Genomic DNA, 20,220 nt, shown 5'->3' with positions numbered 1-20,220 from the left:
GTTGCCTTTGCTTTCAGCCGGCCTGCAATCGGCAGGATGCATCGGCACAGCGGCCTCTGCCGAAGCCCATGATGACCATGCCGATCAACGTCGCCGCGACCGGCACCAGCAAAGCGGTCCGCAGCGCCTCCAGCCGTTCGGACGGGCTTTCACCCTCGCCGAGAGCAAGTGTGCCGACAGCACTGACGGCGGAGAGGCCGAGCGCTGCGCCGAACTGGAACGAAGTGTTCACCAGGCCGCTCGCCAGCCCCTGTTCGTTTTCGGCAATACCTTCAGTCGCGATGATCGTCAGTGGGCCGTAGCCGAGCGAGAAGGCAAGGCCGAGAAGGATCGTCGATGGCAGCATCGCCGCATAGGTCCAATCGAGCCCCATGCGGAGAAAGAGCGCGTAGCCCGCAACAGCGATTGCAAAGCCGCCAAGCACCACGCGTCCATTGCCGAAGCGTTCGACGAGCAGAGGCGTCAGCAGCGGTGCGAGAATGGCGTCCATGCCGATGACGATCAGGGCAAGGCTGGTTTCGAACGAGGACCAGCCCAACAGTTCCTGCAGATAGAGCGAGACGATGAACTGGAAGCCGAAGAAGGCACCGGTGAAGAGCATCGCTCCGAGGTTGGATTGTACTATGGTGGCAGACCGGAAGATTCCGAGACGCACGAGCGGCGCACGTGAATGACGCTCAATGAGTATGAAGGCAAGCCAAAGCACCGCGCTTGCCGCTGCCGCAGCGATCGTCCAGGTCAGGTCGTTGGTCGCATGTTCCAGTCGTGTCAGCGTATAGGCGGCAAGCAGCATGGCGCCGGTCAGGGTCAGGGCGCCGGCAATGTCGAACCTCTGGCGCGGGACGGCTTCTTGCCTGTCCTCCACGATCAGCTTCATGCCGGCAAGCAGAAGAATGGCGGAGAAGATAACCGGAGCGAAGAACACCCATCGCCAGCCGACGGCCGACAAAAGCCCGCCGATGACGAGCCCGAGCGAGAAGCCGGCCGAGGCGGTGCCGGCATAGATCAGCACGGCCCTGTTGCGCTGTGACCCTTCGGGAAAGCTTCCATTGATGAGCGCAAGGCCGGCCGGCGTCATGAAGGCGGCCGCTGCGCCCGTCACGAAGCGGGCCGTCAGCAGCATCCAGCCTTCGGTCGCAAAGCCGCCGAGGCCGGAGAAGAGCAGGAATACGGTCAGCGCCGTCAGGAAGACTTTGCGCTTACCATACATGTCGGCGACCCGCCCTCCGAGTAGCATCAGGCCGGCATAGGCAAGCACATAGGCGGAGACGACGGCGCTCAGCGTCGTGGTCGAAAGGCCAAGCTCGGCCCGGATCGAGGGCAGCGCGATATTGAGCATGGCCGCATCGACGCCTTCGAGGAAGATCGCGCCGCAGAGAACGGCGAGCATGCCGGCAGCACTGCGGCTCATTCTTCCGCTCTCCGCCGTAAGTGGAGGACTTGTAGACATCATGATTTCCTTGTCGTGAAGCAGGGAAGAGCGAGAATGGTTACATTATAATCCTCGGTTCCCTATTGTAACCAAAGCTGACATAAGGCATGGTTCGAACCCATGGAAGAAGGCACTTCAAACTCACCGAGTGACTGCTGCAGCACCGAGCGCGACTACGACATCCACCAGTGGGATTCGCGGGAGGAATGCGAGGTGCGTCAGATTTTGGATCGCATCGCCGACAAATGGTCGCTGCTGGTTATCGCATTGCTTGAAAAGCGCACTCTGCGCTTTACCGAATTGCGCAAGAGCATCGATGGCATCAGCCAGCGCATGTTGACGACGACCTTACGCCAGCTCGAGCGCGACGGGCTGATCGAGCGGACAGTCTATCCAGTGGTGCCGCCAAGGGTCGATTACGCTCTGACGGAACTCGGCTGCACACTGCATGAGACCATCAAGGCGCTCGTCGTCTGGACCGAGACGAACCAGGCGAAGATCATCTCCGCTCGCCGAAGCTATGACGAGCGCGCCAGCGAGAAGCTCTGGTAGGTCTCAGCTCTCGCGAGTGATGGTGATGAATTCCGTGCCCTCGCCGGTTTCGGAACCGAGGCCGGTATCTGTGATTGTCAGTGTCGAGCCGGGCGAGATCAGTGCGTCGATCCGATGACGGGTCTCTTCTGACATCGAGATGCGGCTGAGTGCCTTCGCGATAGGACGGCCGCTGATGATGGAGCTTTCCTGATTGGCGATACCGAGCCGCTTCACCGTTTCGCGAGAGAGATTGTTTTCCAGCGTGACGCCCAGCCAATCGGCTGTACCGGCCGCCTCATCCACGGCATGCAGCGAGAAGAAGTGGGTGCCGAGCGCAAGCCCCGGATCGGCAATCGTGATCGGCGCTTCGAAGAGCGGCTTGAAATCCTGCCGCACCATGATGACGCCATTCGGCGGTTCGCCCTTGCCTGCCGCGGCGTAAACTTCCCTGAGGAGAGTATCCGTGATCAGGCCCTTGTCACGGGCAAATTCGGTTGGTCGCAACGCCTTGAAGGCATTGATGGCCTGAACCGTCGCGGGACCGGCCAGCCCGTCGGGCTCGCCGGCAGCAAAGCCGAGTTTGTTCAGGAAGGTCTGGATGTCGATGACGTTTTCACGCAGCGTCCGGCGCGTAATCAGCATGCTGATCGGCGCGGTATCCGCAGCAGGCGCCTGCAGTTGGATCATCGGCATCGGCAGGGCAGCCGTCGTCTCGTTCATGGCGACCTGCACCTGCGTCTTCGCGTCGCCGATGGCCGGGCGAAGCTCGACGTCGGAAAGCAGCGGTGACGGCTCGGGCCGGTCGGGACGGAAAAGTGTTGGATGGTCGATCGGCTCGGGCGTCAGCTCACTGTCGGTGATGATGACGGGTACGCCCATCTCGGTCATCTTGTAGAGCGATTTCGCAAACGCGTCGGGCATGCGCACGCAACCATGCGAGGCCGGGTAGCGCGGCACGGAATTGGACTCATGCAGGGCGATCCCGGACCATGTCAGCCGCTGCATGAAGGGCATCGGCGCATTCGAATATATGTTGGATTCGTGGTATCTCTGCTTCTCGATGACCGAGAAGATGCCGCTCGGCGTCGTATGCCCGTCCTTGCCGCTCGAGATCTTGGAGGTCGCCACGACCTCCGCGCCGTCATAGACGGTCAGCGACTGCCTGTCCTTGGAAACGAATATCTGCAGCGTACGCGCACCGGCTGCAAAAGCAGGATCGACAAGGGCGGTCGCCGACAGCAACCCGATAAGGACACCTACACGCACAGACATGACGCAATACACCACATGCACAAAAACCACGCGAGTTAAGCATGCGAAGTTTAACGAAGGCTTGAATACGCCATCGCGTTTTGATCACGAGATTGTGGGATATTCAATTTTATGCAAATCTAAAATAAGGGAAGTCTTGGGGGAGACTTGGAAATGCATGTCGATATTGTTTCTGCGTTCGATGATCTGCATGCCCTGAAGGATAACTGGAACGAGGTATACGCCGCCGACCCGGAAGCGCACTATTTCCTTTCCTGGCACTGGATGGCGCAATGGCTGCAGCGGCGGTCATTATGGTTCGTTCTTGCCGCCAAGCGGCGGCAGGCGGATGACCGCTATGTAGCTTTCCTTCCCATTCAGCTCCACGTCGATTTCGAGGAAGGCCAGGGCCTTGGCAATATCGTGCGCCTCGGCGGCACGCCCTATGCCGGCTATAACGGCCTTCTGACGCATCCTGAGGACGCCGAGGCGGTGCTCGGCGCTTTCGCCGATTGCCTGCAGAGCTTCAACTGGAAACATCTCGATCTTGATGACGTCTATATGTCCGAAGCGAGACTGAAGAGGTTTCTGGCGGGCTTTTCTGCCTCAGAATTCTCAAGGAGGAAAGTTCCGCGCCGGCCGCATATCACAGCTGATGGCGAAAACATCGACCACGACGTCTATGTCTACGTCCCGCTTGGCGAGGTCTTTGAAACCTTCCTGGACGAGCGCATCGGTGCCAAGACGCGGCGCAACGCGCGAAAGGCGCTGCGTGATCTCGTCGCGCCGGACAATGAGCTGCGCATCACGCATGTGACGCCGGAGACAATGGAGCGCGATCTCGAAATCTTCTACGGGATGTGGAACGTCCAGTGGGGTGAGCGTCAGCCGCGCTACGGCAAGTTCATCCTCGATAACAGCCGTCACATGCTGCCGGCCTGCATAGAGGACGGTTCGGTCTTCATGCCGATCCTCTGGCATCAGGACAAGCCGGTCTGCACCTTCATCAGCTTCCTGGATCCCCACCGCAAATCGATGATGTGCTTCCTCGGAAGCCGCGACCTGACTTTCCGCCGCTCGATCAGCCCCGGCTTCCTGCTCCATTGCTACAATATGCGTTGGGGCATCGAGAACGGCTACCGAACCTACGATCTCGGCACGGGCAATTACGGCTACAAGGATCTTTTGGGCTCCGAACACCATATCGTTGAGAAGCTGCAGGTCTCCACGCTCTCCGGCCGCAATATCGGCGATCGCCTCGACTCGCGCTCGCTGGATAGCGCCATGCATCAGGCGGCACATTTTTTCAGAAGTGGAAACCCGGAGTCGGCAGAACTCTGCTGCCGGCAGATCCTTGTCGCCGACGATGCACATGCGCCCGCAACCTCACTGTTGGCGAAAATAGAAGCAACGCAGCGGCCGAGACTGGTGAGCGATCCCGCAGCCCATTTCAGCGCGGCTGCCGAACGGCACCGGGCCGGCGATCTGGTCGCGGCGGAAGCGGGCTACCGCGATGTGATCGCGATCGTGCCTGAGCATTTCGATGCTCTGCAGCATCTGGCGCTGCTGCTGCTACAGAAAGGCGCTCTCGGCGAAGCCAAGGACTGTGTCGACAAGGCGATCGAGGTGAAACCGGTCTCCGCTTCGGCCTATTGCAATCGCGGCAATATACTTGCGCGTCTTTCGAATTTCGAAGAAGCGCTTGGAAGCTACGACCGGGCCATCGCGCTGGATGCTGGCCATGCCATCGCCTTCAACAATCGCGGCAATGTGCTGCGGCGGCTGGGACGCCATGACGAGGCGGTGGAGAGCTACGACCGCGCGATCGCGATCGATCCGGGCTATGCTCAAGCAATAAAGAACCGGGACGCAGCGCTTCAGGAGACCGTGCTGGCGTAGCTATCGGTTGCCCTTGCCGCCAAATGTGTAGCCGGTTTCAACCGTGCCTTTGCCGAATTTGTCGCGCAGCTTGTCCATGGCAGCTTCCGCCGCCGCACGCCGGCCGGATTGCTGGTCGATGAGATCGGGCGGATCGGCGCGGCCGGCATCGCCGAGATCGGTGACGCCGATGCCGATCAGGCGGAATTTCGTGCCGTCGGCTTCCTTCCCCAGAAGCTCGATCCCGGTGCGGAAGATCTTGTCGGCAAGTTGTGTCGGGTCTTCGAGGCGGCGGTTGCGGGTGCGGGATTTGAAATCGGCCGTCTTCATCTTCAGTACGACCGTATGGCCTGCGATGCCGTTCTTCTTCAGCCGCCAGGAGACCTTTTCCGAGAGATTGCGCAGGATCGGCACCAGATCGTCATAACGCGAGATATCGTCGAAGAAGGTGGTTTCGGCCGAAACGCTCTTTGCGGCATCGTTGATATGCACCTCGCGGTCGTCGATGCCGCGTGACAGGCGGGAGAGCCGCTGGCCGATGCTGCCGTAACGGCGCATCAGGTCGTTCTCCTCCATCCCCTGCAACTGGCCGATCGTGCGGATGCCGTCTGCTTCGAGCGCCGCAGCAAAAGCCTTGCCGACGCCCCAGATGGTCGTCACCGAGCGAGGCGCCAGGAACTCGACCGCTTCCTCGCGCCCAATGACGGAAAAGCCACGCGGCTTCTGCAGATCGGAGGCGACTTTGGCGAGGAACTTACAATAGGAAAGTCCGACCGAAACGGTGATGCCGATCTCCTTCTCGATGCGGCGGGCAAACTTCGCCAATGTGCGGGCCGGCGGATCGTGGTGCAGCCGCTCGGTGCCGCCGAGTTCCAGGAAGGCCTCGTCGATGGAGAGCGGCTGCACCAGCGGCGTCAACTCCTGCATCAGCGCGCGGACCTGCCTTCCCACCTTTACATATTTCTCCATGTCGGGACGAATGACGATCGCCTGCGGGCAGGCCTCCAGCGCCTTGAACATCGGCATGGCCGAGCGGACGCCATGGATGCGGGCAATATAACAGGCGGTAGAGACGACGCCACGCTTGCCGCCGCCGATGATCACGGGCTTGTCGGCGAGCTCCGGATTGTCGCGTTTCTCCACGGCGGCATAGAAAGCGTCGCAATCGATATGCGCGAGCGTCAGGTCATAGAGCTCTTTGTGGCGCACGAGGCGGGGGCTGCCGCAGGCATGGCAACGGCGCGCCTCACCCTTCTGCCCGGCAAGGCAGTCGCGACAGAAGCCGGGTGTCTTGTCAGGTGCAGGCGTCATGGTGAGAACAAAGGTTGAACATCGCAACATTACGCCCTAAGCTTTCGAGTCTCAAGAGAGGGAGGAGAGCTTGGCCGTGGATATCGATCTTCGTTTCGAGCCTGTCACCGCCGAACGCTGGGATGACTTCGAGGCGCTATTCGGCCCGCAGGGTGCCTTTTACAATTGCTGGTGTGTGGCGCTGCGCCTTCCGCATGCCGTCCGCACCAAGATGGAGCCCGCGGAGCGCAAGGCCTATATGCACGGCCGCATCGCGGCGGGGCCGCCGCCGGGCATTCTCTGTTATGTCGAAGGCGAGCCAGTGGCCTGGGTGCAAGTGGGGCCACGCCACGACGTGCCGCAGTTCAATTCGCCGCGCACGGTCTCGCGGCCGCTGGAGGATGGCGATGCGCACGATCCCTCGATCTGGGCGGTCAGCTGCTTCTTCCTGCTGCCGAAGCTGCGCGGGAAAGGGGTCAGTCACAGGTTGCTTGCCGGCGCCGTCGATTATGCCCGCAGCCAAGGTGCGCGGCTGCTGGAAGCCTGTCCGATCGACCATGTGAAGCAGTCGAAATCCGTCACGCTCTGCATCGGCTCGACGGCTATTTTCGATGCTGTCGGTTTCGAGACGATTGCGCGGCGCAAGGACGGCCGACCGCTCATGCGGCTGGATTTGCGCGCCTGATGGTGTCTGCCGCAAGATGCTGGTCAATGAGCATGGCGGCGTGCGCCCAGTCCCGTGCCCGCTTAATATCCTCAGCGGCCGCCGGTGCGAGGCGATGAACGGGCGAGTCCGGCATGAGATGGATGAGCAAACAAGCACTCACATGCTCCTTCACCGAATGCAGGTTGCGCGCCATATCATCGATAAAGACGACCGGGAGGTCGCGACCGCCATGCAGCGCCTGCACGATCGGTCCTTTCGGCTGTTCGCTGGCCAGCAGCGGGAAAGTGAGGCCGGTGCGGTCCAGGAGGCGTCGGCGATGAGCGGAAAACTGCGGCGGCATCGCGGTGAGGAACAGGATGTCGGCATCATCAGACAGGCGTTCGAGTGTCGAAACGACAGGATCGATGGGCGTCTGCCAGCTTTCCTGGGCCTCGAAGAACTCCAGGATCAGCCGGCTGACATGCTGATCCTCAAGCGCAAGCCCGTCGGCAAGCGAGACGACATTGCCGTGAAGCCGGAAGGAGCGCGGCAGGAATTCATGGCCGAGGCTCTTGAGGTATAACTGAAAGGGATCGATGAATTGCAGTACGACGTCATCGACATCGCAGACGATGAGCGGCCTGTCGCTAAGGCGGATATGCGAGATGTCGAGTTCGGCGCTGTCGTTCACGATCAATATTCTCCGGAATCGAGGCCGGGTGGCGAGAAGTGTCGCCATGCCGCCGTCAGCGCTTCGGGTGTCGTGTCCGTCGCCTCACAGAAGGCGATCGCCGTCGGCTCATGGTTCATGAGGAAATCCAGCATACCGGCGAGAAAGCCGGGATCATTGATGGCATTGCGCACTTGGCTCGGTTCTACGCCGGTCAATGCCAGGAAGCGACCGAAGAGATCCGGGTCGTTCGCAAGCCAGCCAAGGACGGCGATGGCCGTTTCTTGCGGATCGGCTGTCGCCGCAAGTTGTTTCGAAGTCTTGAAATTGCTTTGCATTGCGGTGGTCGAGTTACCTTTTCTTCAACCAAATACCGGTAGCTTGCACTATCGGTTTCATGAAGCCATTTGTCAGCTAATGTCTTTATCATGGACATTTGGCTTCAAGAGCGGACGTAGGGACAGCTGATCATGCCCAAACAGGTGATGATTGTAGAAGATAACGAGCTCAACATGAAGCTCTTTCGCGACCTCATCGAGGCCTCGGGCTATACCACGATCCAGACCCGCAACGGCATGGAAGCGCTTGATCTTGCGCGCAAACATCGCCCCGACCTTATACTTATGGATATTCAGCTTCCGGAAGTTTCCGGCCTCGAAGTCACCAAGTGGCTGAAGGAAGACGACGAACTGCATGTGATCCCGGTCATCGCCGTCACGGCCTTTGCCATGAAGGGCGACGAGGAGCGGATCAGACAGGGCGGCTGCGAGGCCTATGTCTCGAAGCCGATCTCCGTTCCGAAATTCATTGAGACGATCAAGACTTATTTGGGCGACGCCTGAGGCATCGGAAGAGATTATGACTGCGCGAATACTGGTTGTTGATGATATTCCAGCGAATGTGAAGCTGCTCGAAGCGCGGCTGCTGGCGGAATATTTCGACGTGTTGACCGCGGCCGACGGCTACGAGGCGCTGGCGATCTGCGACCGCAACCAGGTCGATCTCGTTCTCCTCGACATCATGATGCCCGGCATTGACGGTTTCGAAGTCTGCGAGCGGCTGAAGGCCAATCCCAAGACCGCGCATATTCCCGTCGTCATGGTGACCGCGCTCGACCAGTCGGCCGACCGCGTGCGCGGCCTGAAGGCCGGTGCCGATGATTTCCTGACGAAGCCCGTCAACGACCTGCAGCTCATCTCCCGCGTAAAAAGCCTGCTGCGCCTGAAGACACTGAGTGACGAACTGCGCGTGCGCGCCGAGACCGCCCATACGATGGGCATGGATGAGTTGATGCGCTCTGGCGACGGACGCTCCGACGAGGCTGGGCAGGTATTGCTGGTCGACAGCCGCGCCAACTCGCAGGAACGCATCATCAAAACGCTGAAGCCTGTCGCCGATGTTCTCGCCATTTCCGATCCGCAGGCTGCCCTTTTCGAAGCGGCCGAGAGCGCCTTCGAACTTGTCATCGTCAACGCCAATTTCGATGATTACGACCCGCTGCGGCTCTGCTCGCAGTTCCGTTCGCTGGAGCGGACCCGTTTTTTGCCGATCCTGATCATCACGGAGCAGGGCGCCGACGAGATGGTCATCCGGGCGCTCGATCTCGGCGTCAACGACTATATTGTCCGCCCTGTCGATCCGAACGAGCTGGTCGCCCGCAGCCTGACGCAGATCCGCCGCAAGCGTTACAACGACCGCCTGCGCGCCAGTGTCAAGCAGACGATCGAGCTTGCCGTCACCGATCCACTGACCGGTCTCAGCAATCGCCGTTATCTCGACAACCATCTCAACGTGCTCTTCAACCGTTCGATGGCGCGGGGTCGGCCGCTTTCGATCCTGATTACCGATATCGACCGCTTCAAGCAGGTCAACGATACCTATGGCCATGATGGCGGCGACCAAGTGCTGAAGGAATTCGCAAACCGCGTGCGCTCGACCGTCCGCGGCGCTGATCTTGCCTGCCGTTACGGCGGGGAAGAATTTGTCGTCGTCATGCCGGACACCTCGCCCGAAGTTGCTGCGGCCGTTGCCGAGCGCCTGCGCGCAGCCATCGAAACCACACCCTTCCTGCTGAAGTCGTCAGGCGAAACACTGAATATCACGGCCTCTTTCGGTATATCCTCGCGTATCGCCTCGGTCATAACGCCCGACCAACTTATGAAGCAGGCAGACCTTGCGCTTTATGAAGCGAAAAACACCGGGCGCAACCGGGTCGTGGCCTCGGCCGCCTGACCGCACAATGTGCCGTAACGCATCGCTTTCGGTTATCCACTGGCGGTAACTGAACCTTACGAATATTTAATATTGACGGCTGCAACGAAGACGCTTGTTTTTCAACCCGATAGCCCAAAAAAGGACTTTAAAGCGCGTTTCTTCCGATAATGCGTATCGCCTGCTCCCGAAAGCTAGAGGCAGGGAATGAAGAAAGAAGAGCGGACTATAATAGCCTTCCGAGCGGTTTGTTCGCGTAAATCGTATTTCAGAAAACGTAACGCCGGTGCCTCACGTAAGGGTAGGGGTGATGGTGTTATTGCAATATATTTATGAAATTCTTAGTTTGGTCAAATATTGTCCTCTTGGTAAAAGAGAATTGGATGCCGTTTTACACGTACCAAAACTGGACTTTTAACCATAGAATCATGCCTTGAAATTTTACCATTAAGAATTTGTTGATTTTCTTTCATTTTTGCGCAAATTATCGGCTCAGAACAGAAAACGCTCCCATGGAGGAGCTGTCGATACCCCATGATGCTCAGGTCCGCCGCATCTCCTGGGTCGTGGGGTCGGTCGGCTGGTACGCAATTTAAGACGGTTCCTCGTGCCGTTTTGCATGCTGGCCGACCCCCTTTTCGTAAAAACGCCGTCGCTTCCCGAAGATGGAAGGGCGGCGTTTTTCTTTGTTTGCGCTAACATTGCCGTCAGCAAGTCCAAAACAAACAAAAAGCGCGCAACCCGAAGGCGCGCGCTTTTCTAGAACCGTCAGACCAAGTGATTACTTGATCTTGGTTTCCTTGAACTCGACGTGCTTCTTGGCAATCGGGTCGTACTTGGTCTTCGTCATCTTGTCCGTCATCGTACGGCTGTTCTTCGTCGTGACGTAGAAGAAACCGGTGTCGGCCGTCGACAGAAGCTTGATCTTGATAGTGGTAGCCTTGGCCATGGTCGTCCTGCCTTTAAGAAAATGAAAGCCGTGGAAAGCCGGATAGGCTCCACGGCAAATTCTGGCGCGAAACTACGAATCTAGCCCGAAAAGTCAAGCCCGCTTTCCGATGAAAAGCAGCCTTATGCCTGCGAGCAGGGCATAAAGCCCGAAGAAACCGGCAATTGCATAGGCAAAACCGTTGTTTCCGGCAACGTCGATGGCAGCGCCGATCACCTGGGGACCCGCAACGGTGCCGACGGCATAACAGAAAACGAAGGCCGCATTGGCCGCCGCAAGGTCCGAACCTGTCAGTCGCGAGCCGAGATGGCTGAGTCCAACCGTGTAGAGGCCGGAGACGCAGCCGCCCCAGAACAGCAGGATGCCGGCCATAAGAAGCCAGTTATTGACGAGGACCGGCAGCATCATCGTGCCGACGAAACCGGTCAGGGCCATCAGCGCCAGCAGGGGACGCTTGTCCTTGATACGATCCGAAAGCAATCCGAGCGGGATCTGGAAGATGACGTTGCCGACACCCATCATGGTGAGCAGCAGGGCGGCCTGCGATTCGGTGAAATGTGCGCGCACCGCAAAGATCGGAAAGAGCGAGAGGCCGCCGGCTTCGACCGCACCGAAAATGAAGACCGCTGCAGTCGCGGTCGGCACCAGGAAGACGTAGCGCATGAAATGCAGTTCCGGCTTCTCGTCCAGAACAGGGCTTTCATAGCGGGCGATGAAGATCGGGATGGCGGCAAGCAGGATCGCGCCTGCGCCGACCAGGAAGGGGAGGATGCCGTCACTGCCGAGCAAGGAGAAGATCAGCGGTCCCGCGGCAAAACCGATGGACAAAACCGTGGCATAGATGCCGAGCACGAATCCGCGCTTGGAAGGCGGCGAGGCGGCGTTGATCCAGAATTCGGAGAGGATGAAGAGCGTGGTCGTGGCGCCGTGGAAGGCGAAGCGCAGCGGGAACCACATCCAGAAGTCCTGCGCATAGTAAAAACCCAGTGCGCTCAGTGCCGAAATCAATACCGCCCACAGCATGGTGGGCGCCACGCCGTATTTATGCGCGAGCTTGGTGGTGATCGGCGCCGCCGCCATCGCCGCGATACCGGCCATTGCGGTGTTGAGGCCGATAAGAGTGGAGGAAATGCCGCGTTTTTCGAGAATGATGCTGAGAAGAGGCAGTCCCAGGCCGATCGCTATGCCGACGGCGGAGATGGAAGAGACGGCAGCTACCAGAGAAGGCCAATGGATTTCCTCGACATCGCCCGGTGTGCCGTTCCTCGGCTGAGACATTTATCCATCCTTAGAGAAGTATGCGGACGAATCGTCCGTCTGGTGCCACATAGAAAGACATAGGCATGCCAAATCCAGGTGACGGGCAGGGTTTCATAATAATTCTGGCATCTGCCGGCGATTTCTTGAGTGTAAACTTTCCCCGTACAAGAAATAATTACCGTGTCGATCTGCTGCGGATAGTCGGCTACAGGCCATGGCGCTCTGACCGCTGCCCCTACACGCGAAATATGTCTGTAAGGTGAAGGTGTTCAAGCTTGCCGGCCGGATACGTCGTAATCATCAGGTTCGTCGTCCTGGCCGCCGAAGCCATGCATTTTCAGCGCCCACTGCAGGCCGATGACGCCACCCTTGATCGGCTGGATCGAGACGAGTGCGGTGATGATGGTGATCGGCGCCCAGATGGCGAGATGCATCCAGACCGGCAGCACGAAGGCCGTGTCCGTCAGCATGAAGCCGCCGACGACGACGTGGCCGAGCACGAGAATGACGAGATAGGGCGGCAGGTCGTCGGCGCGATGGTGGTACATCGCCTCGCTGCAGGCCGCACAGTGATCGACGGGCTTGAGGAAGGCGCGGAACAGCTTGCCGCTGCCGCAGGCCGGACAGCGGTTCAGCATACCACGCATAATGGAGCGTCCGAGCGGGCGCTCGGCATCGGGCGTATCCCCGTAGCGGACGACCTCGTCTGTCGGTGTGCTCATCGATCTTTCCCTTCCCGGGACCAGAGTCTCTCCATCTTTCTTCGAAATATGGAAAGATTCTGTCTCTTTCTCTTCACGCAACTCCGGACGCAAAACCGCTGCGCACTTTTGCCGGAATTGCTTCAGCGCCGCCCGCGCGGCGGCCTCGTTCCGATCTTCTTGCGGGCGCGGCTTGCATCGCGCCGTCCCGCCTTGTGGAAGGAACGCACTGCCGTCGGCATCTTGCGTCCTTCGCTCAGCATTTCAAAACGCAAGGCACCCGCAAGCGGGATGGCCTCTGCCAATCGCACGGTCACATTATCGCCAAGACGATAGCCGAGCCCGGTTTTTTCACCGCTCAGAGCCTGATGCGCCTCGTCATAGATGAAGTAGTCGGTGCCGAGCGTAGATATAGGGATGAAACCATCAGCGCCATAGTCCGGCAACAGGATAAACAGGCCTGATTTGGTAACGCCCGAAACGCGTCCTTCGAACTCCTGGCCGATGCGGCCGGCAAGATGATGAGCGATCAAGCGATCGACCGTCTCGCGCTCGGCGGCCATGGCCCGGCGCTCGAAGGTGGAGATCTCGGCCGCGATATCGTCGAGAGTTGCCTCCTCTTCCGGCGTGATGCCGCCTTCGCCGAAGCCGAGCGAGCCGACGAGCGCACGATGCACGATAAGATCGGCATAACGGCGGATCGGAGAGGTGAAGTGCGCATACTTCATCAGGTTCAGGCCGAAGTGACCGATATTGTCGGGGCTATAGATTGCCTGGCTCTGCGAGCGCAGAACCATTTCGTTGACCATGGTCTGGTGGGCGGTGCCGTCCGCCTTGGCGAGAATGCCGTTGAAGCTGTTGGCGCGCACGTTGCCGCCCTTGGCAAGCGAGATGCCGAGGGTGGCGAGAAACTCGCGCAGCACTTCCTGCTTGGCGAGCGTCGGCGCATCGTGGATGCGATAGATCAGCAGCTGGCGCTTTTTCTCCAGCGTTTCGGCAGCGGAGACATTCGCCTGGATCATCATTTCCTCGATCAGCTTGTGCGCGTCGAGGCGTGGCGGCACGAAGACCCGGTCGACGGTGCCGTCGGGCTTCAGCAGGATCTTGCGCTCGGGCATATCGAGTTCGAGCGGCTGTCGCCGCTCACGGCCACGCTTCATCGTTTCGTAAGCGTGCCAAAGCGGTTTCAGGATGGGCTCCAGCATCGGGCCGGTCTTGTCGTCGGGCTTGCCGTCGATTGCTGCCTGTGCCTGCTGGTAGGAGAGCTTGGCAGCACTCTTCATCATGATGCGGTGGAAGGTGTGGCCGATCTTGCGGCCTTCCTTCGAGAAGACCATGCGCACGGCAAGGGCAGGGCGGTCGACCCCCTCCTTCAGCGAGCAGAGATCGTTGGAGATCCGCTCCGGCAGCATCGGCACGACGCGATCGGGGAAATAGACCGAGTTGCCCCGCTTTAACGCCTCCCGGTCAAGCGGCGAATTCGGCCGCACATACCAGGAGACATCGGCAATCGCGACAGTGACGATGACACCGCCCGCATTGTCTTCCGATGGATCATCCTCGGCGTAGACGGCGTCGTCATGGTCCTTGGCATCGGCGGGGTCGATGGTGATCAGCGGCATGTCACGCCAGTCTTCCCGATGCGACATCGTGGCAGGCTTGGCGTCATCCGCCTCCGCGACGGCGGCTGGCGGGAAGACATGCGGAATGCCGTGCGCGTGGATTGCGATCATCGAGATCGCCTTTTCCGAACCGACGGAGCCGATGACCGAAAGCACCTTGGCACGAGCCAGGCCGAAACGGCCGAGACGCGCAATCTCTACCTCGACCAGGTCGCCGTCCTTGGCATCGCCCTTGTAGTCGGGATCAATCACCATTTCCTCGCCGCGCCGGTCGATCGGCAGCAGGCGTCCGGCACCTCCGGGCGCGTCCTCGAAGACGCCCATGGTCGCGCCGCGCCGCTTGTCGATCACCTTGATGATGCGCGCCGTATAGGCCGGTCCGCCGCGGTCGACGGCCGGGAATATCTTGGCGAGGATACGGTCGCCGAGGCCGGCAACGGGCGACTTGCCCTTGCCTTGGCGGCCTGCCGGAGATTGCTGGCGGATGGCGACGGCAGGCGCCACGCCCTGATCTTCAGGCCATTCGGCCGGCCGGCCGATCAGATCCCCGTCCTTGTCGCGGGTGGTGATGTCGAGCACGGTGACGGGCGGCAGCGCGCCTGGCCGGATCAGCGACTTGCGGGTCTTCTGCAGCATGCCTTCCTGCTCCAGCTCCTGCAGCAGATGCTTGAGCTCGACACGGCTTTCACCCTTCAACCCGAAGGCCTTTGCGAGTTCGCGCTTGGAGGCTTTCTGCGGATGCTCGGCAATGAAGCGCAGGATGACCTCGCGCGGCGGCAGGACGCCGTGCGCGATATTCAATGGTTCGGGCGCGGCTTCTCTACTCGCGCGTCCGAACTTTCCCGGGCGCTTGCCCATGGCTCTCGTAGTCTCGCGCGGTTCTCTGGCCACTCTCAGCTCTTTTTTGTTTTCGCCGCTGCTTTTGCCTTGGCTGCCTTCGGCTTTGCGGCAGTCTTCGTCGTCTTGGCTTCGGCTGCTGCAGCCTTCGGCTTCGCAGCTGTCTTAGCCTTGGTCTTGGCAGCGGGCGCCTTGCCGGCCTTTTCCGCAATCAGCGCCAACGCTTCCTCGACGGTGATGGCCTGCGGATCCTTGCCCTTGGGGAGCGTCGCATTGACCTTGCCCCAGTTGACATAGGGACCATAGCGGCCGTCGCGAACGGTGATCGCACCACCGTCAGGATGATCGCCCAGTTCCTTCAACGCAGCCGGCGTTCCGCGGCTGCCGCCCGGCGCCTTGGCCTGCTTTTCGGCAATCAGCGTCACGGCGCGGTTGAGGCCGACCGAGAAGACATCGTCGATGCTCTCCAGATTGGCATAGGTGCCATCATGCAGCAGGAACGGCCCATAGCGACCGAGCCCGGAAGAGATCATCTTGCCGGATTCCGGATGTTTGCCGATGTCGCGCGGCAGCGAGATCAGTGCCATCGCCTTTTCGTAGTCGATATCTTCGGGCTTCCAGCCCTTGGGAAGGGACGAGCGCTTGGCCTCCTTGCCGTCGCCGCGCTGGATATAGGGTCCGAAACGGCCGGACCTTAGTGTCAGTTCCTCGCCGGTGGTCGGATCGGTGCCGAGGTTCTTCGGCTCGTTCAGCGCGACGCCTTCAGCCTCACCGCCGTTTTCGGAAGAAAGCTGGCGGGTATAGTTGCATTCCGGATAGTTCGAGCAGCCGACGAAGGCGCCATACTTACCGAGTTTCAGGGACAGGTTGCCGGTGCCGCAGACCTGGCAGATGCGCGGGTCGCTGCCGTCCTCACGCTTGGGGAAGACCAGCGGCGCCAGCGCTTCGTTGAGCGAGTCCAGAACGTTGGTGACGCGCAGTTCCTTGGTGTCTTCGATCTGCGAGAAGAAGTCTTTCCAGAAGTCGCGAAGAACCTGCTTCCAGTTCAGTTCGCCAGCCGAGATCCGGTCGAGTTTCTCTTCGAGATCGGCCGTGAAATCGTATTCCACGTACTTCGTGAAGAAGCTTTCGAGGAAGGCGGTGACGAGGCGACCCTTTGCCTGCGGGATCAGCTTGCGTTTGTCGATCGTCACATAATCGCGGTCGCGCAAAGTGGCGAGCGTCGCGGCATAGGTGGACGGACGGCCGATGCCGAGCTCTTCCATCTTCTTGATGAGCGAGGCTTCCGAATAGCGCGGCGGCGGTTCGGTGAAATGCTGCGTGGAGTTGATCTTCTGCTTGGCGAGGTTTTCGCGCGCATTGATCTCCGGCAGGCGGCCATCCTCGTCATCGGCATCGTCACTCTGCTCGCCATCTTCCTTCTGGTCGGTATAGGCGGCGATGAAACCGTCGAAACGGATGACGGAGCCGACGGCGCGCAGCCCGGCCTTCTGGCCGTTCTTGTCGGCGAGGATTTCGGCCGTGGTGCGCTCGATTTCGGCGGATGCCATCTGGCTGGCAATGCCGCGCTTCCAGATCAGGTCGTAAAGGCGGATCTGGTCGGCATCGAGGAACTTGCGGACGCGGTCGGGCGAACGATTGAAATCAGTCGGGCGAATTGCTTCGTGTGCTTCCTGGGCGTTCTTCGCCTTGGTGGAGTAAAGGCGCGCCTTCTCTGGCAGATAACGGTCGCCAAACTGTTCGCCGATGGCGCTCCGCGCCGCATCGATCGCTTCGGGGGCCATCTGCACGCCGTCCGTACGCATATAGGTGATGAGACCGACGGTCTCGCCGCCGATGTCGACGCCCTCATAAAGCTTCTGCGCAATCTGCATGGTGCGCGAGGCCGAGAAGCCGAGCTTGGAGGACGCCGCTTGCTGGAGCGTCGAGGTCGTGAAGGGCGGTGCCGGATTGCGCTTGACGGGCTTTGCCTCGACGCTTTCGACGACGTAGCTTGCACCGTCCAGCAGCGCCTTCAGTTTGCCGGCTTCCTCGCCATTGGTAATCGAGCGCGGCTGCAACCGCTTTCCGTCGGCAGAAACCAGCCTTGCCTCGAACTCGTCGCCGCGCGGCGTCTTCAGGAGCGCCGACAGGTTCCAGTATTCCTCGGATATGAAACGTTCGATTTCGGATTCACGGTCGCAAACCAGGCGCAGCGCAACCGATTGCACGCGGCCTGCCGAACGCGCGCCGGGCAGCTTGCGCCAGAGAACGGGCGAGAGATTGAAGCCGACGAGATAATCGAGCGCGCGGCGTGCCAGATAGGCATCGACCAGAGGGACGTCGATATCGCGCGGATCGGCCATCGCATCGAGCACGGCCTTCTTGGTGATGGCATTGAAGACGACGCGCTTGACCGGCTTGCCGTTGATGACACGCTTCTTGTTCAGAAGATCGAGAACATGCCAGGAGATCGCTTCGCCTTCGCGATCGGGGTCGGTCGCCAGGAACAAGGCATCGGAGGATTTCACCGCGTCGGCAATATCCTTCATGCGCTTGGACGAGGCGCCATCCACCTCCCAGAGCATCTCGAAATCCTGATCCGGAAGAACTGATCCATCCTTGGCAGGCAGATCGCGTACATGGCCGAAAGAGGCGAGCACCTTGTATCCTGGACCCAGATACTTGTTGATCGTCTTGGCCTTGGCAGGCGATTCCACCACTACAACATTCATGATGATTCTCTAAAAAAGATGCCGATCCGGCGAACAAGCAGGCGGAACACGCACTGCAACATGAATACCGGCCCTCCGACATGGACAGGGAATTCGCTCCGGTCAAGAGGTTTGCTCTAATTTTACCTCTTTCCGAGGCGTCGCAACCATTGCGAGATTGAAAGTTTGTTGCAATTCAGGATAATTGCTCTATCGTTTTTGACGCGTGGTTCGGGCTCCTTGTAAAGCAGCCTTTTCTGATTTCACAGAGACAATTATGGCGCCCAAGGTTGCAGAAAAAGACATCGATCGCTTGGCATCGCTTGAGAACATTACTTTCATCCGGCAGATGCTCGGCGAATTGCACCAGGTGGCAGAACGCGAAAAGGCGGAGATGCTCTGCTATCTCATCGAGATGGCTTATGTCGAGGCTGGAGACCTGCAGTCACGCATGCATGACGGCTCAGTCGGTCATGGAAATTGAAACCAATCCGCCGGCATGGCGGTGAAGCCGCCCGGCCATATCCAGCTCGAGAAGAACGAGATAGACGGCGGAAGCCGAAAGACCGGTGTGACGGATGATGTCGTCGACCTCCACCGGCGTCGGACCGAGCGCATCGCTGACGAGCGTGCGATCCGTTTCGTCGGGCGGAAGCGACATCCTGCCGCCCTCGCGCTTCGGTTCTTCGGCTGATGGCAGCGAGAAGAGATCGGGCTGGGAGAGCGGCGCCAGCGCCTCCACGACATCCTCGGGCGAAGTGACGATCATCGCTCCCTCTTTGAGAAGGCCGTTCGTGCCGTGGCAGCGTGGATCGAGCGGCGAACCTGGCACGGCAAAGACCAGCCGCCCGAATTCGCCGGCCATCCGCGCCGTGATAAGCGAACCGGAGCGAACCGCTGCTTCCACGATCGCGACGCCGAGCGAGATGCCGGCAATCAGCCGGTTGCGGCGGGGAAAATCACGCGCACGCGGCTCCCAGCCGAAAGGCATCTCGCTGACGGCAAGCCCGTTGCCATTCCATATTTCCTCGAGCAGCCCGATATTTTCAGGCGGGTAGGGTTGATCGAGCCCTCCGGCCATTGCGGCAATGGTGCCGGTATCGAGGCTCGCCCGATGGGCGGCCGTATCGATGCCGCGGGCAAGGCCGGAGACGACCATATAGCCAGCCCGGCCACAGTCTCGAGCAATCATCGCCGCGAACTTCGCGCCGCTGATCGAAGCATTGCGCGAACCGACGATACCGACCGCCGGCCTGTTCAGCACGGAAAGATCGCCTTTGACCGCGAGCAGCGGCGGCGCGCCGTCGATCTGGCGTAGCGCCTGCGGATAATCGGGCTCGCCGATGCCGACGAAACGAGCGCCGAAACGCTGGGCCGCCTCGAGTTCGCGATGCGCTTCAGCCTCGGTGGCGATGCGGATCGAACGGGTCGCACCGCCGCGCGCCGAAAGCTCCGGCAGCATGGAAAGTGCCGCTTCCGCCGAGCCGAAATGATTGATGAGATCGCGAAAGGTTGCAGGGCCGACATTGTCGGAACGGATCAGCCTCAGCCAGGCGATCCTCTGCCTCTCCGTCAGCGCAATTCCCTTTGGCCTTGCGCTGAGCGCGTCCATTATCCCTTAGCCCCGATCTTGCTTTCCGTGCCATTCATCAGGCGGGAAATATTGGCCTTGTGCTTCCAGTAGGAGATGACGGTCATGATCGCCATGATCGCCGCAACCTTTTCGTCGCCCAATATCCATAATGCAACCGGAATGACAAGCATCGCAATCAGCGCGGAGAGCGAGGAGTAGCGGGTGATAAAGGCGGTCCCCAGCCAGACGGCTGCAAAGAGGAGGACCATTGATGGCGCAACACCGAGAAGCGTGCCGATATAGGTGGCGACACCCTTGCCGCCCTTGAAGCCAATCCAGACCGGAAAAAGGTGGCCGATGAAGGCGAAGAAACCGGCGACGATGCCCGCTTCCTCACCCGCGAAATAGGCCATGATCCAGGCGGCTGCGGCCGCCTTCAGCGCATCAAGCAGCAGCGTTGCTGCCGCAAGCTTCTTGTTGCCGGTGCGCAGAACATTCGTCGCGCCGATATTGCCGGAGCCGATGCTGCGAACATCGCCAAGGCCGGCAGCGCGTGTGAGGATGAGGCCGAACGGAATGGAGCCGAGCAGGTAGCCGACGACAACAGCCGCAAGCGCCAGAGGCAGCGTAATCTGCCAGGTGACAAGATCAGATATCATTTTGTTCCCCAATC

General features: G+C 60.1%; 18 protein-coding genes. 6 read left to right on the top strand and 12 right to left on the bottom strand.

The window, feature by feature from the left end; translation table 11 throughout:
• Positions 1-13: 13 nt before the first annotated feature.
• The gene (locus FHT82_RS11815) at positions 14-1,411 is read right to left on the bottom strand and encodes an MFS transporter (RefSeq protein ID WP_246698113.1); all 1,398 of its coding nucleotides are present in this window, start codon (positions 1,409-1,411) and stop codon (positions 14-16) included.
• A 141-nt stretch (positions 1,412-1,552) separates the two neighbouring features.
• Between FHT82_RS11815 and FHT82_RS11810 the strand changes: the two genes are divergently transcribed.
• Positions 1,553-1,984: a helix-turn-helix domain-containing protein gene (locus FHT82_RS11810; RefSeq protein WP_183730159.1), complete on the top strand. Its 432-nt coding sequence runs from the start codon at positions 1,553-1,555 to the stop codon at positions 1,982-1,984.
• Positions 1,985-1,987: 3 nt separating this feature from the next.
• On the opposite strand, the gene FHT82_RS11805 is transcribed toward FHT82_RS11810, so the two are convergent.
• Positions 1,988-3,238 carry a L,D-transpeptidase family protein gene (locus tag FHT82_RS11805; RefSeq protein ID WP_183730155.1) on the bottom strand — a complete coding sequence of 417 codons (1,251 nt, stop codon included), beginning with the start codon at positions 3,236-3,238 and terminating at the stop codon, positions 1,988-1,990.
• 153 nt (positions 3,239-3,391) lie between these two features.
• Between FHT82_RS11805 and FHT82_RS11800 the strand changes: the two genes are divergently transcribed.
• Positions 3,392-5,116, top strand: a complete 1,725-nt coding sequence (locus tag FHT82_RS11800) for a GNAT family N-acetyltransferase (protein ID WP_183730152.1) — start codon at positions 3,392-3,394, stop codon at positions 5,114-5,116.
• Here FHT82_RS11800 and FHT82_RS11795 read toward each other — a convergent pair whose 3' ends face one another.
• Positions 5,117-6,406 (bottom strand): DNA polymerase IV, encoded by a 1,290-nt coding sequence (locus FHT82_RS11795; protein WP_183730150.1) that lies wholly within the window; start codon positions 6,404-6,406, stop codon positions 5,117-5,119.
• Positions 6,407-6,482: 76 nt separating this feature from the next.
• Between FHT82_RS11795 and FHT82_RS11790 the strand changes: the two genes are divergently transcribed.
• Entirely contained in the window at positions 6,483-7,070 is a 588-nt protein-coding gene (locus FHT82_RS11790) for a GNAT family N-acetyltransferase (RefSeq protein WP_183730147.1), read from the top strand.
• Here FHT82_RS11790 and FHT82_RS11785 read toward each other — a convergent pair.
• Positions 7,045-7,722, bottom strand: a complete 678-nt coding sequence (locus FHT82_RS11785; protein ID WP_183730144.1) for a hypothetical protein — start codon at positions 7,720-7,722, stop codon at positions 7,045-7,047. The two genes, FHT82_RS11790 and FHT82_RS11785, sit on opposite strands and share 26 nt — an antisense overlap.
• A 2-nt stretch (positions 7,723-7,724) precedes the next feature.
• On the bottom strand, positions 7,725-8,039 hold the full coding sequence (locus tag FHT82_RS11780) for a DUF3572 domain-containing protein (protein ID WP_183730141.1): 315 nt from the start codon (positions 8,037-8,039) through the stop codon (positions 7,725-7,727).
• 132 nt (positions 8,040-8,171) lie between these two features.
• Here FHT82_RS11780 and FHT82_RS11775 point away from each other — a divergent pair, with 132 nt between their 5' ends.
• The gene (locus tag FHT82_RS11775) at positions 8,172-8,543 is read left to right on the top strand and encodes a response regulator (protein ID WP_003547430.1); all 372 of its coding nucleotides are present in this window, start codon (positions 8,172-8,174) and stop codon (positions 8,541-8,543) included.
• A gap of 16 nt (positions 8,544-8,559) precedes the next feature.
• A complete protein-coding gene (locus FHT82_RS11770) occupies positions 8,560-9,933 on the top strand; it encodes a PleD family two-component system response regulator (RefSeq protein WP_183730138.1) in 1,374 nt (457 codons plus the stop codon).
• A 760-nt stretch (positions 9,934-10,693) separates the two neighbouring features.
• Here FHT82_RS11770 and rpmG read toward each other — a convergent pair.
• The 5 genes from rpmG to topA all read right to left on the bottom strand — a co-directional run bounded on the left by rpmG (position 10,694) and on the right by topA (position 17,995).
• Positions 10,694-10,861 carry a 50S ribosomal protein L33 gene (gene rpmG / locus FHT82_RS11765; protein ID WP_003587245.1) on the bottom strand — a complete coding sequence of 56 codons (168 nt, stop codon included), beginning with the start codon at positions 10,859-10,861 and terminating at the stop codon, positions 10,694-10,696.
• A gap of 93 nt (positions 10,862-10,954) precedes the next feature.
• A complete protein-coding gene (locus FHT82_RS11760) occupies positions 10,955-12,139 on the bottom strand; it encodes an MFS transporter (protein ID WP_183730135.1) in 1,185 nt (394 codons plus the stop codon).
• 251 nt (positions 12,140-12,390) lie between these two features.
• Positions 12,391-12,843: a DUF983 domain-containing protein gene (locus FHT82_RS11755; protein WP_183730132.1), complete on the bottom strand. Its 453-nt coding sequence runs from the start codon at positions 12,841-12,843 to the stop codon at positions 12,391-12,393.
• A gap of 122 nt (positions 12,844-12,965) precedes the next feature.
• Positions 12,966-15,335, bottom strand: coding sequence for a ribonuclease R (rnr, locus tag FHT82_RS11750; protein WP_183730129.1), 2,370 nt, complete (start codon positions 15,333-15,335; stop codon positions 12,966-12,968).
• 2 nt (positions 15,336-15,337) lie between these two features.
• Complete coding sequence (gene topA, locus FHT82_RS11745) at positions 15,338-17,995, bottom strand: type I DNA topoisomerase (protein ID WP_183730126.1); 2,658 nt, start codon at positions 17,993-17,995, stop codon at positions 15,338-15,340.
• A 256-nt stretch (positions 17,996-18,251) separates the two neighbouring features.
• Here topA and FHT82_RS11740 point away from each other — a divergent pair, with 256 nt between their 5' ends.
• Complete coding sequence (locus FHT82_RS11740; protein WP_183730124.1) at positions 18,252-18,458, top strand: hypothetical protein; 207 nt, start codon at positions 18,252-18,254, stop codon at positions 18,456-18,458.
• Here FHT82_RS11740 and dprA read toward each other — a convergent pair.
• Together dprA and plsY are read right to left on the bottom strand one after the other, a co-directional pair.
• Entirely contained in the window at positions 18,438-19,586 is a 1,149-nt protein-coding gene (gene dprA, locus FHT82_RS11735; protein WP_183730121.1) for a DNA-processing protein DprA, read from the bottom strand. The genes FHT82_RS11740 and dprA overlap by 21 nt on opposite strands.
• Positions 19,586-20,206: a glycerol-3-phosphate 1-O-acyltransferase PlsY gene (plsY, locus tag FHT82_RS11730; protein ID WP_183730118.1), complete on the bottom strand. Its 621-nt coding sequence runs from the start codon at positions 20,204-20,206 to the stop codon at positions 19,586-19,588. The genes dprA and plsY overlap by 1 nt, the downstream gene beginning before the upstream one ends.
• Positions 20,207-20,220 lie beyond the last annotated feature (14 nt).

This window comes from Rhizobium sp. BK275, assembly GCF_014193555.1.
In the GTDB taxonomy this organism is placed as follows: Bacteria; Pseudomonadota; Alphaproteobacteria; order Rhizobiales; family Rhizobiaceae; genus Rhizobium.
Note: the sequence above shows the minus strand (reverse complement) of the source record. Positions and strands in the feature narration are given on the sequence as shown.

What these genes read in the sequence shown, in the direction of transcription:
- FHT82_RS11815 (WP_246698113.1), bottom strand. Translation starts at nt 1,411, where the DNA reads ATGAGCCGCAGTGCTGCCGGCATGCTCGCCGTTCTCTGCGGCGCGATC.
- FHT82_RS11810 (WP_183730159.1), top strand. Translation starts at nt 1,553, where the DNA reads ATGGAAGAAGGCACTTCAAACTCACCGAGTGACTGCTGCAGCACCGAG.
- FHT82_RS11805 (WP_183730155.1), bottom strand. Translation starts at nt 3,238, where the DNA reads ATGTCTGTGCGTGTAGGTGTCCTTATCGGGTTGCTGTCGGCGACCGCC.
- FHT82_RS11800 (WP_183730152.1), top strand. Translation starts at nt 3,392, where the DNA reads ATGCATGTCGATATTGTTTCTGCGTTCGATGATCTGCATGCCCTGAAG.
- FHT82_RS11795 (WP_183730150.1), bottom strand. Translation starts at nt 6,406, where the DNA reads ATGACGCCTGCACCTGACAAGACACCCGGCTTCTGTCGCGACTGCCTT.
- FHT82_RS11780 (WP_183730141.1), bottom strand. Translation starts at nt 8,039, where the DNA reads ATGCAAAGCAATTTCAAGACTTCGAAACAACTTGCGGCGACAGCCGAT.
- FHT82_RS11775 (WP_003547430.1), top strand. Translation starts at nt 8,172, where the DNA reads ATGCCCAAACAGGTGATGATTGTAGAAGATAACGAGCTCAACATGAAG.
- FHT82_RS11770 (WP_183730138.1), top strand. Translation starts at nt 8,560, where the DNA reads ATGACTGCGCGAATACTGGTTGTTGATGATATTCCAGCGAATGTGAAG.
- rpmG (WP_003587245.1), bottom strand. Translation starts at nt 10,861, where the DNA reads ATGGCCAAGGCTACCACTATCAAGATCAAGCTTCTGTCGACGGCCGAC.
- FHT82_RS11760 (WP_183730135.1), bottom strand. Translation starts at nt 12,139, where the DNA reads ATGTCTCAGCCGAGGAACGGCACACCGGGCGATGTCGAGGAAATCCAT.
- FHT82_RS11755 (WP_183730132.1), bottom strand. Translation starts at nt 12,843, where the DNA reads ATGAGCACACCGACAGACGAGGTCGTCCGCTACGGGGATACGCCCGAT.
- topA (WP_183730126.1), bottom strand. Translation starts at nt 17,995, where the DNA reads ATGAATGTTGTAGTGGTGGAATCGCCTGCCAAGGCCAAGACGATCAAC.
- FHT82_RS11740 (WP_183730124.1), top strand. Translation starts at nt 18,252, where the DNA reads ATGGCGCCCAAGGTTGCAGAAAAAGACATCGATCGCTTGGCATCGCTT.
- dprA (WP_183730121.1), bottom strand. Translation starts at nt 19,586, where the DNA reads ATGGACGCGCTCAGCGCAAGGCCAAAGGGAATTGCGCTGACGGAGAGG.
- plsY (WP_183730118.1), bottom strand. Translation starts at nt 20,206, where the DNA reads ATGATATCTGATCTTGTCACCTGGCAGATTACGCTGCCTCTGGCGCTT.